Source organism: Salinibacterium sp. NYA9b (assembly GCF_976973725.1).
This window is the reverse complement of sequence record NZ_OZ333476.1, coordinates 1,093,309-1,105,611: the sequence shown is the minus strand read 5'-3', so window position 1 is coordinate 1,105,611 and position 12,303 is coordinate 1,093,309. Positions and strand designations below refer to the sequence as shown.

At 61.0% G+C, this 12,303-nt stretch carries 6 protein-coding genes; all 6 read right to left on the bottom strand.

What is annotated here, in order from left to right; genetic code table 11:
- Positions 1-20 precede the first annotated feature (20 nt).
- The gene (locus tag ACWFSR_RS05205) at positions 21-1,226 is read right to left on the bottom strand and encodes an ABC transporter substrate-binding protein (protein ID WP_197108927.1); all 1,206 of its coding nucleotides are present in this window, start codon (positions 1,224-1,226) and stop codon (positions 21-23) included.
- Between the two features lie 219 nt (positions 1,227-1,445).
- Complete coding sequence (locus tag ACWFSR_RS05200) at positions 1,446-4,418, bottom strand: FtsK/SpoIIIE domain-containing protein (protein WP_447523258.1); 2,973 nt, start codon at positions 4,416-4,418, stop codon at positions 1,446-1,448.
- 133 nt (positions 4,419-4,551) lie between these two features.
- Entirely contained in the window at positions 4,552-7,533 is a 2,982-nt protein-coding gene (locus ACWFSR_RS05195; RefSeq protein ID WP_447523257.1) for an FHA domain-containing protein, read from the bottom strand.
- Positions 7,534-7,615: 82 nt separating this feature from the next.
- Entirely contained in the window at positions 7,616-9,907 is a 2,292-nt protein-coding gene (locus tag ACWFSR_RS05190; RefSeq protein ID WP_447523256.1) for a DUF3488 and transglutaminase-like domain-containing protein, read from the bottom strand.
- Positions 9,904-11,334: a DUF58 domain-containing protein gene (locus ACWFSR_RS05185; RefSeq protein WP_447523255.1), complete on the bottom strand. Its 1,431-nt coding sequence runs from the start codon at positions 11,332-11,334 to the stop codon at positions 9,904-9,906. The genes ACWFSR_RS05190 and ACWFSR_RS05185 overlap by 4 nt, the downstream gene beginning before the upstream one ends.
- A complete protein-coding gene (locus tag ACWFSR_RS05180) occupies positions 11,331-12,302 on the bottom strand; it encodes an AAA family ATPase (RefSeq protein ID WP_197108931.1) in 972 nt (323 codons plus the stop codon). The genes ACWFSR_RS05185 and ACWFSR_RS05180 overlap by 4 nt, the downstream gene beginning before the upstream one ends.
- Position 12,303 lies beyond the last annotated feature (1 nt).

The following is a 12,303-nucleotide window of genomic DNA, read 5'->3' as shown; positions in this document are numbered from 1 at the left end:
ACTCTCCGCGAACTCGCGCGCTAACCCTTGCCTGTTATGCGGCGGAATTCAGCGTTGAATGACTGATCGTCGGTAGTGCTGAGCGTGCGGAAAGTGCGCGCTCGCGACATTGCCGTCGCATTCGGGAAAGTGAATTGATTCGACGCCAGCGCCGGGAAGTTCTCGATGGCGTACTCAAGCGTTCCGTCGACGGGGCTCACACAGTGAATCCACTCCACAACTTCAGTGGCGACGGAAGGCTCGTAGTAGAAGTTCATAAGCTTTTCTGCACTCGCCTTGTGGACTGCACCTGCAGGGATCACGAGAGAGTCAGTGAAGAATGTTCCGCCTGAACCGGGAAGCAAGAACTTAAATTTCTCGTAACCCGCTTGCGCATTGAGAACGGCAACGTCTCCAGCGCGAGCGAACCCGGCGATAGCTTCGCCCGACTTGAGCTTCTCTAGGTATTCACTACCGTAAACACCAAGAATGTGCTTCGACGTCAAGTGCTCTTCGAGCACGGCGCTTGCCTTCTTGTATTCCTCGATACCCCAGTTTTCCTCGGCAATATCGATCCCCTGCGCAAGCAGCAGCATGCCCATGGTGTGGCGCATTTCGGCGAGGACGACAACTTTGCCCTTGAGGTCATCGTTCCAGAGTTGATCGACCGAGAGCACTCCACGGGGGTACTCTTCAGCGTTCCACGCGAGTCCGATAAAACCACTTTGCCAGGGAAGCGAGTAGCTGCGATCAGGGTCAAAGTCGGGACTCGCAAGCGACTCTGTGAGATTGACTTTGTTGGGGATGTTCGCGGCGTCCATCTCTTGGGCGTACCCGAACCGGATGAGCCGTGCTGCCATCCAGTCGCTGACACAGATGATGTCTGTGCCTGTCGGCTCGCCCAACGAGAGCTGATCTTTCATCGTCAGGTAGAAACCAACGTTGTCTTCAACGACAGCCTTGTATTCGACCTCGACGCCGGTCTCCTCATAGAAAGCTTTAAGCGTGGGAGAGCGTCCGCTGAGGTCTTCGTCGATGTACGACGGCCAGCTTGCCCAGACGAGCTTGTTGTCGCTGTCGGAAATATCATTCGCATCTGACCCATCCGGCGCAGCACATGCTGCGAGAGCGAGCGCGGACGCACCGAGCCCCGCTCCTTGCAGCAGTCGCCTGCGGCTGAGTTGAGATTGCTTCGCCTGCAGCATTAGCTGCTGGATCGCAGGATCCTGCGGAAGTGGTCTCGTCACTGTTTCTCCTTCGCCCCCACCAGTTACCCCGATGGTAGTGAGCGCGGTCTGCTTTGTTATAGCCCCAGTTAGGAGGGGCCTTGCGGGTTCGTTGCAATAATTCCATGTTTCCGAACTAAATTCGCCCAATAATTGTGCCCAATTCGGGTACCGCATGATTTTGGTCGTGGCTGCGGAGCTCGCTGTTCCCACTGGGGTCACAAGCACCGTGCTCACCAGCTAGCGGTGTGGGGCCAGCACCTCGCTGTGGCTGGCGTGAGGCAGCCGCACCCGGCGAACTGGTCCAGTTTCGCTAAGGCACCAGTACTCGCGTGAGCCTGCCGTCAGCGGCGGCGGCAGCTCGCGAGTGCGGGCAAGTTGGCGGTAGTCGCTGAGGGTGCAGCCATCGAGCACGATGGTGGCGTGGGGGCGCAACGCCGCCAGGGCACCCCACCGTGATTGCCATTCATCGACTGATCCGATGATCGCGATGGGAGAACTCGGCTCATTCGGGCTAACCAAGAGCTCCCGTTCGGCTCCCGGTGCCCCTTCGACGTGCCTTGTTTCCCAGCCAGCAGCAGCACACGCTGCTGCGGTGACCGAGGGGCGACTGCTGACGACAACAATGTGCTCGGTGCCCGACAGCGTCGTTGTCGCACTTCGTTCTGCCACCGGAAGGTAGTGATCACTCTGCGCGATTTGCACTCTCTTGCCCTGCCAGAGGCCTCCTCCTGCTGGCACCGCGGGGATGTACTCATCCGTGGTCCCGCCGGAAAGAATGAATTCTTGCCTACTGCTGAAACGCAGGCGAAGAACGCTCGGCATCAGCTGTGAGAGTGACTGCAGCGGTGAGGTGATTCGTTGGGCGCTCGCAATAACCCACATGTTATTAGCGGGGCCTTCCCTCAGCACGCGAGTGAGCCGTTCGACAACGACAGCCCGGTATTCATCGTCGAAACGAGCGAGCACGGCATCGATGTCGTCAATCACAATGTGGCTTGGTGGCCGCGGTATCGCTGCGTCATCGCTGTAGTCGAGTCGACCGTAGGCGCCTGCGAGCGTGTCCCAGAAGGCGGCGGGCTCGGCACTCATGACGATCACCGTTGCCGTGCTGATGTGGGCAAGCGTGGTGAGAGCCGTTGTTTTTCCACTGCCAGATGACCCCACGATCAACAGGTGCCCGTCTGCGGCTGAGGACCAGCCAGCACGCCCGTGGCGTTGAAGTTCAGGCAGATCTGTCAACCCAAAATAGAGAGTGTCTGAGTTCACTGCATCCGAGGGTGCGCTGTCGTTGTCCTCCGCCGCCAGCACCGCGGCGAGCGCGACGTGCTCGCTGAGCGGTTCGCACCACGGCCGTCTCGGCGGAGCAGAGACGGGCCAACGCTCAGCAACGTGACGAATATCGTGAGGCGAGACGAGCGCGAACTGCACGAGCTCGGCCGAGGACGAGCCATGGGCAACCCACGCACGACCTTTGGCGTCCGCCGGTAGCTCGGCGGCGCGATCGCTGCCGATGACGGCCGAACTATCGGCACCGTTGTTGACGCGAAGGGAGATCCGCAGGTCCGCGTTAGCAAGAAGCGCGTCGCGCACAACTCCGGAAGGTCGTTGCGTACAGAGGATCAGGTGCACGCCCAACGAGCGGCCTCGCGCCGCGATATCGCTGAATAGAGCATGCAGCTGTGGGTAGTCCGCCATCATCGCCGCGAACTCATCAACCACGATCACGAGACGCGGCACACTCGCGAGCTCTGAGATATCTCGCACGCCGGCCTGAGCCAGCGCACGCTCGCGGTATCGGAGCTCGGCACGAAGACTCGCGAAGGCCCGCGCCGCAGCTGTCTCATCAAGATCGGTAATGATGCCCACGGTGTGCGGCAGTTGGGTGAGGGCCGCAAACGCGGAGCCCCCTTTGAAATCGACGAGCAAAAAGGTCACGTCGTCTGGCGACACTTCGGCCGCCATCGCGAGCACCCACGCAATGAGGAGTTCGCTCTTGCCACTACCAGTAGTGCCGCCCACGATGGCGTGGGGCCCGTTGACAACAAGATCAATACTGAGCTCTCCTGACACCGCGACGGCGGGGCGCGCGGCTAGCGATCGTCGAGATTCCACTCGAGAGGTGAGGAGCGAGACGGGGCGTTTCTCGAGTTCATCGAAGGCAAGTGAATCGGGAAGAACATCCTGACCCGAAGCAAGACCATCGCGGGCAGCGATATCGTGTGCCGCTCGTACCCAAACTAACGCTTGCTCTCTGCCGAGAAACGACGGCTCGAAGTCGCGGCGTTGATGACGGTCAGGATGTCTAACCACAGCCACGCTCGCGGCGTTCGTGCGGATCACAATGCGATGCCCGCTCGGCACTTGGTTTTCTTCCCCCACTATCGTGATGGAAACGCGGGGCTGGGAATCGCCAAGCGTTCCCCACTGCACGCTCGCGATCTCTCCGCCCGTTCCAGCAGCATCCGCACCCCGCTCTGTTGCTCCACTCGAACGCAACAGTCGGTGCGGGAGTCGTTCTCCCCAGGATTCTGTTGCGAATACTCCTGTGAGTCGCACCCAGCTTGAGGTGGGTGCGAGGGTGCGAGCGAGTTGGATCGCGAGTGATCGTGCCAGTGACAACGCCATCGGGCTGTTGCCACAGAGCGCGATACCTAGGCGCGCGTTCACAGCAATCGGCGCTCGGCTCAGATGCTCTGCCTGCTCCGTCAGACTCCGATACGTGTCTTCGACGTCTGTCGACACAGCGTCATGCGCCGCAGTGCGATCAATGGCGATGCTGCTGCGTACACTGCCGTAGCCGAGGTGGACGGGAAGGACATCGTGGGGCTCGCGCATCCACTTCGACGCATCAGTGAGTACGTCATTGACCAACATGATCGCCGCAGGGGTTTTTTCAGCCAGTTCGACGAGTTCGCGGCGATGGTAGGCGCGAATTTCTTTCGCCGTCGTGGCTGTGTCGGCACAGAAGCGTGCCCGTTCGACGCGCCTCGTTCTGCGCGCCGTCACTCGTGAATCGATGTAGCTACCGGTCGCTGCCAATGGCCCCAAAGCGGCGAAAAGGAGGGCAAAGGTCGAGCCAGTGATCAGCCAGATCGCGACCGACGCCACCACCGGTACCGTGGCGGCCACTAGCGGGAATCGAAAGGGGGCAGGCGCCTGCGGTGGAGCAGGCAAGAAAACACGGGTGTCAGGGGTTCGAGATTCGGTCACGTCCCTACTTCACCAGGGCTGGCTAGCGCACAACAGAGCGCGCCCTCGTCAGTGGAGAGCCCCGCTTAATGCACGCTGTGCAGGGGTGGTTGCAGCGATCGATACGCTCATTGCGTTCAATGCCGGCAGCCCGTTAGCTGACGATGAAGAACTGTTCCCCGATTTCAACTCGCGTTCCGCGGACGACGCGGTAGCGCTTGCCTGGCTCACATCGCTTCGGCTCTCCGCCTGGCTCGCGAACGATCGTTCCGTTTCCGGAATACCGGTCGCTGATCCAGAACACTCCACTCATCTGCCCGAACTCCAAGTGAGTCTTAGACACCGACTTGCTGGGGTCAGTAATCGGCACGACGATGTCGAACTTTTCGGAAGGCTCTGGGATCGGATTACGACCGACAAGGCCGGTTCCTGTCACGATCACGCTATCCCCCGTGCTGAATTGGAGCACGAAACGAGTACCAGTGACGCTGCGAACAACGATCCGGGTGTCTTCAATATCCTCATCATCAGCGCCGACGGATGCGAGTGGCACCGGCGGCGAGATGGGGAGTTCTACGCGCTGGTGAGACTTCGGAGGCGGAGCGAGTACCGAGAATGGTTTCGAGCCCGTAGAGAGCGCATCAGCGGCATCCAGAGCATCATCAGGCTCGCCTTCGGGCTCAAGATCGGGTGCAACTGTCAGATCCGGTGCCGCCGAGGAATATGGCTCCGGCTCGAGCAATGGCTCCGGTTCAGTCACGGAGGCGAACTCATCACTCACTACTGACTGCTCGGCAATGGGAGCTGCGGCTTCGACTGGCTGCAGCGCTTCTGGGGCTGCTGCCTCAGCATCTGGCGCTGCGGCCGACTCTGTAGCCGCTGGCATCTCTGCATCCAGCTCCATGTCGTTCGCAAGCGGAGCGTGCGAGTCTTCGGCCACGGGGACGAGAGCTTCAGCAGCCGTGACCTCGCTGTGGTCGATCGTCTCTACCTGGTCATGTGCACTTTCGTCGGAAGAAGCTGCTTCCTGCACGATGGTGTGTGGCGTGGATGCTGCGGCGCGAGCACCAGGGCCAACGCCGTGACGCACGAAACCGCAGGAGCCACAGAAGATGTCGGATTCAGCCAGAACGGTGCCACACTGCTGACACGTCTCAACGGATGAGCCAATCAGTGCGGCCGCTTCCTCGACTGCGGGCTCTGCTTGGACAGCTGCTACCGCCGCCGCGACTTCACCGCGCGGTTGGGTCCCGTGCTCTCCTGCTCCGTGGGGTGCCGGTCCGGTTGCAACAGCGGCCGATTCTTCGGGCCCGGCTACCGCAGAGGGAGCTGGCTGGCTATCGACACGTTCAGAGGCGACGGGCGCGAAGGCGGATGCACGCAAGCGCTCTGCAGTCGTGAAGAGCGGTTCCTCACCCAACGGACGTACTGGCTTCACGTGAAGGCGCACTGGCTCTTCTTCGACAGCCTCAGGACGACCCAACTTACTCAAGTCGGGCTCGAAAGCGGACCGAGAAAGCGGTGCTGGCTCTACAAGCGGCTCAGGTTCCACTAGCGGTTCTGGTTCTGGTTCAGGTTCTGGCTCTGGCTCTGGCTCTGGCTCAGGTTCGGGCTCGGGCTCGGGCTCGGGCTCGGGCTCAGGCTCTGGCGCGGAATCGAGTTCCGGTTCGAGCACTACTTCAGCGTCGGCGCCGGACTCAAGCTTCGTGTCGAGCGATGCCTCGGACTCGGACGATCCGGCCAGTTCAGGCTCAACAAGCGCTTCAAGGCGCGCCTCGGGCTCACCAACCGCAGCATCAGCATCGTGCGCTACAAACTCTGCGACAGGCTCCGGTTCATTCGGTTCGTGTGCTTCGACGTCGATCTCTGCCGTCGTCCCATCGGCTTCCGTGTCAGCCTGAGATTCCGAGTGAGTTTCGGGCTCTTCCGCAGATTCGGCTGCGACTTCTTCGGCACGCACGAACTCGGAAACCTCCGATTCAGCGGCCGCGGGATCGGTCTCCCGTTCAATTTCGGCGACGGGCTCAACATTGCTGACTGGCTCGGCATCAGCCTCGGCATCAGCCTGGGGTTCGGGCTCGGGCTCGGGCTCGGGCTCGGGCTCGGGCTCGACAGTAGCCACGGGCTCAACTACCGCACGCTCGGGAGCCTCGTCGGTCGCCGGTTCGGGCGCAGCGTCAGTGTCCTGTTTTTCGTCAGCGACCGCGACATAATCCGCATCTACCGCGAGCGGAGTCGATTCCTCGAGGATCGGCGCCGGCATACCTCGCCAGCTTTCGTTCGTGTCAGATTGTGGCTGTTCGCGCACAAAGTCATCGTCGACTACGCCGCCAGAGGAAGGTTCGGCTGCAAGCGCAGCAGCCGCTTCCGCAACTGTCGTGAAGTACGGTTCAGCATCCGGCGCGGCGGTCGATGCGACGGGGAGGTTCTGGTCGAAGGTGAGAAGCGCAGGGTTTGCGACCTCGTCGTAGGGGCCGTCCTCATCGAACGGAAGCACCTCGTCATAGGGGCCGTCTTCATCGAACGGAATAGGGTGTTCCGGCTCGTCCGCAGCAGCTGGCGCTGCATCGCTCGGGATCTCAACGTCGGCGGAGTCAGACACGACCGCCTCCGCGGATTGCTCTGCACGCGAAGCATCAGCCTCGGAACGAACTACGTCAGCGGCAGCCGAGAGCACAAGCGGGTCACCCAGCCGCAGCGTGCGGGCGCCATCCGCCAGCACGTCAGGCGCTGACACCAAGGCATCGCGAAGTGCTGCAGGCAGCTCTGTGCCGTTGTCCGAGTCGACATCGTCTATGGCCACAGCGTCGGCTGACGCGTTCTCGGCAACGTCCACCGGCTTCTCTACGCTGACAGGCGCCAGCTCGGCGAGCACGGGGGCAGAAGCATCCACACCATCGGATGCCGTAGCCGGATTGTGCCCAGCCGGTGCCTCTTCAGCGTGTTCGGGAACGGAGCTCGTCGCAGCCGCAGCCGCAGCGGAATCAGCCGCAGCGGACCCACGATTCCGACGGCGACGCAGGTTCGTTGGTGTTTCATCGGCGGCGCCTTCCGCGCGCTCAGAACGCGCAGGAGCGACAGCAGCAGGCGGGGTCACGTCGCCTCCGACAGCACCCCGGCGGGCGCGACGAGACATCGCAGGCCGCCCACACTCAGCACAATAGACGGCATCGGCGGGTAGTTGCGTCGCGCAGAAAGAGCAATTCACGGGTGGTCCTCTATCGCTTAAACAGACTTGTGACACTATAACCACCGAGCGATCGCAGTGATATTTTGGTCCTGAACCGCGCCCAGCGCGACAGTCCAGTATTGAGTTGAGTTTCCAGTTCCGTCACGTTCGTCCAGAACGCGTCGGCTTCAACAGTTTCCGGTTCAGCTCCGGAGAAAATCGCACGGTCAGCGTGCTCGGCGAGTCCGCGAGCATCCGGAGTGGCCATCACAGCAGCGACTTCCGTTCGTGTTCCCGATATGGGGGGCGAATAGCCGTGGTCGATGAGGGAATCCTCGAATTCTTGCCATCCACCGCTGATCTGTTCGACCGTCGAATCGGCACGCTTACGAAGCTGACGGCGTCGCACCTTCGCGGCAATAATCAGCAGGAAAGGTGCCGCAATGACCAAGATCACCAACAGCGTCCAGCCCGCAACTCGCAATACGGCGAGCACGGCTTGGAGCACAGGGTCGAGGTCAGGTTGCAGCGCCTGTTCGCTGTCAGGATTCGACTGGCGGTTGGTCGTGTCCGATTCAATTTCGGGCGGCTGAACCACAGTTTGGGGCCGCGCAACCTGCGCAATGTCGTCAGGATTCTCTTCCGGAATCTCGCGCAGCGGCGGGTTGGGATCGATCGTGACCCAGCCGTACTCGGCTGTGTTCACTTCGATCCACGCAGAAACGTCGTCGCCTCGAATTTGAGGATCTGAGGTAATAAACCCGAGAACAACGCGGGTGGGGAATCCCAGTTCATTCGCCATCACGGATGCGGCCACCGCATATTGTTCGCCATCACCAATCATGCGTGGGGCAGTAAACAGCTCCGCAATACGATCGGCAGAATGCCCCGACCTACTGGCGGGTTCATCAATACCGACCCCGTGGCTGATGTAACCATCGGCCGCGAGGCCGTCGAGCATGGCGGTGAGGCGCTCCCCCGGCGTCGTTACTGCGCGAACGTATTGGTCCAGCCGCTCGGTGAGTTCTTCCGGCGAATCTTGGACCGGGGGCACTTCTGCCAGCCCAGGCGTTACCGTGCTGAGTTCTTCGGCGCTCGGTTGCACCGGGACAACGCCCTCAAACGTGTAGGTATCTCCGCTCTCAACTCCGCCAACAACCGCGGCCGTTCCGGAAACTTTGTTGTAGTAGAAGGAATCACGAAGATCCGGTGCGCGCTCACCGAAGAAATCGACCTGCTCGAATAGGCCGACAGTAGGTAGCCAGACGCCCTCATAGCCTGCGATCGTGATCGTCAAATCGACCTGATCACCGTCAACGTCGGATTGATCGAAACGAGACGGTACTCGCGAGAACGAACCCGACTCACTCGAGACTCGTCCGCTACCCACCGCATACACGACACCGTTGTAGCTATCGAGTGTCGCTAGTCTCACGCGGGTACCCAGCGGAACTCCCGACACCTCAAACAACACAGAGTTCGCGGTGCTGGGCTGCCAATAGCGACGGAAGCCCGAAAGCGGGCTCACATAATCGCGAGGATCGAATGGCTCCACAATCGCCGTCCTGAGCACGGCACGATTGTTTGTAGGCGGTGCCACGTTCGCCGCCACCAACGCCACTCCCGAGGCAATAGCCAAGATGACGACAGCGCTGACCATGGTGCGTACACCGGCGAATCCGAACTCGCGTTTGCGTCGAGCGACTCCGGGCGCATCCATCGCTGCTTCAAGGGCATTGACGGTGTCGCGACGACGACGCCAACGGAACCACACCATCGCGAGCGCAATCACAATCAGGAGCGCCAGCGCGAGAGGTACAGGCTGGTCGGGGTAGGTCGGGCCCAGTGCGATTGCCATGACAAAAATGACGATTGATGGCACGACAGACAATTCCGCGAGAGCCGTGCGATATGCGACGCTCAAAGAGATAACGGTGCCGAAAAACACCAGAACAAGGGCGGGCACGAGTAGAGCTTGATAGTTTCCGACCGGCAGCGAAATGGTCAGCAACTGTTTCCATCCGAGCGCCACACCCAACACAAGGTCGCTCAGGCCCTCGGGTGTCGGCACGACTCCCCATTGCGTCTCTGACGGGACCGCCACGGGAACACCGATGACCACGAACACGATCACGGCGACCACCGACGTCGTCAGGAATGACCAGCGACGCCAGAGCGAGACGATGGCCACCGCAGAGCCTGCAAGCACGCCGACAGCGATCAATACGGTGAGATCTGTCGTGCGATAAATCGGCCACAGCGCTGCAGATGCGAGCGCGACAGTGACCCAGAGCAGAGCTCCGGAGACAACAACGAAGGATCGAGAGACTGGTGCGGTCATGCACCCGCCGATCGTGCGAGGGCTCTCTTGAGTTCTTCGAGATACCCGATGGTGAGCACACTGAGTCCTGAAACTCGTCGTAGCCCCGGAACCGCTTCCGGGTCACACACAATCGCTACCACTTCGACATTCGTCGCGAATTTGGTCGACGCTGCACGCAACTGCTGCGAAGTCACCGTCGATCCACAGATCAAGAACGCAACAGAAACTCCACTGGTCTGCTCTGACGTTACGCGCGCGACGTCGATGAGGCGCAGCGCTGTATCGGCACGTTGAACGCGGGTGAGGTCATCAAGAAGGCGGGTACCAGTGAGGGTAGAAAGCGCCCTTACCGCGAAGATCTTTCTCTTGGCAAACTGCGGCGTTTGCTCACTCGCGACGACTGTCACCGTGCGGGCATCCCGGATCGCCTGAGCGCCAAGCGAACCAGCGACGCTCACTGCCATTTCGAACTCGTAGTCGTTCGAGTAGTCGGTCGTCGCCAAGCTCAAGGCGATGACCAGGTGGCTGCGTCGGGTTTCCTCAAACTGGCGCACCATGTAGCGGCCTGTACGAGCTGTTGTTTTCCAGTGGATGTTGCGTCGCTCGTCACCGCGCACGTACTCCCGCAGCGCGTGAAACGAGATGTCGTTGTTGGCGAGGTCCTTGGTGGGGTTACCTTCCAAGTCGCGGATTAGTCCCGTGCTCACACTCGGGATGCTGATGGTGCGGGGGTGCACAAAAACTTCTGCGGACTCGGTCCAGACCAGCTCGCGGCGCACGAGTCCCACCGGGTCGGCACGCACCGTGCGCACGGGGCCGACTGTAATGACACCGCGTCGATGAGTAGGGATCGGAAACTCGTGAGTCGCCGAACTGCCCTGGCGCAAACTCGGTAACACGGCTTCGGCATAGGTGGCCGCAACGGGGATCTCCGCGATAACGCCGAGACTGCGACGCTTGCCTTCGTTTTCTCCCCGTACCTCGCCGGTCGCGAGCTCACCGACGACGACACGATGGTGCCCCACGTGAAGGCTGATCGTTAATTGACTGCGCCCAAAGAGATAAATCGCGGCCATGAGCGCGATTGCAGCGAGCGCAAACCCTACGACGACAAGTTCTTGCCAGGCGATCGTGTACCCCACGATGAGCGTGACCGGCACGAGCACAAGCACGACCCAGCCGACAGGGGTGACGACTGCCGTAATGCGTTTGGCGTACCGGGAAAAGGTCGCGCGTGCCAGCACCGCGAAACGGACAAGCGCGACAATCAGGTCAGCAAGAAACCCCGTGCGGTAACCGACGAGCCGCGTTCGCGCATTGTCGAGGCCACGAATAGCGGTGGGAAAGTCTGCATCCGAGCGTGACTTATCGCCGCTCGGACCTGATTGTTCCGGCGCGGTGTACTGTGGCTGCCCTTTCGCCGAGCGGTTGAGGAGTGAACTCACACGGCTTGCCGCTCTGTGGGCGGTGGGTTCTCGATCAGAATCTGAGCGATCACGCTTGAGGCAGTAACGCCCTCGAACTCGGCTTCAGCATCGATGACGAGACGATGAGCCAAAACCGATTCGGCAAGAGCCTTGACGTCATCCGGCACAACGTAGTGACGGCCATTAGACGCTGCGAGAGTCTTTGCTGCTCGGATCAATGCCAGCGCACCGCGAACACTCACACCGAGACGCACTTCGGCAGCGCTTCGCGTCGCTTCGACTAGGCGACTCACGTAGTCGTTGATTGTGGGATCGACGTGCACTGTGCGTGCGAGCTGCGCCATTTCGACGACGAGTTCTGCGCTCACGACAGGCTCGATGGCGGTCGAGTGTGCGGCGACGCCGGCACCGTCGAGGATGCGCAGCGTGGACGCACGGTCGGGGTATCCGATGGAGGCCTTCATCAAGAAGCGGTCAAGTTGTGCTTCGGGCAGGCGATACGTTCCGGCTTGCTCGATAGGGTTTTGGGTTGCGATGACCATGAACGGCGAGCCAACGGGGTGCGTGACTCCGTCGACAGTCACTTGCCCCTCTTCCATCACTTCAAGAAGAGCGGCCTGGGTCTTGGGGCTTGCGCGGTTGATTTCGTCGGCGAGAACGATGTTGGAGAAAATCGGTCCGGCGTGAAATTCGAACTTGTTATCGCGCTGATCAAAGATGCTGACACCGGTGATGTCACCCGGCAAAAGGTCGGGAGTGAACTGGATGCGGTTGGTCGTTCCCGAGACGCTCTGCGCAATGGCGCGAGCAAACGAGGTCTTTCCCGTTCCGGGGTAGTCCTCGAGAAGTAGGTGCCCTTCGCTCAGTAGTGCCGTGAAGCCAAGGCGCACGACGAACGTTTTTCCGAGCAGAACTTGCTCGACGTTCGTCACGAGTCGATTAAAGCTTTCCGCGAACCATGCGGCTTCGTCGGGAGTCATGGTCATA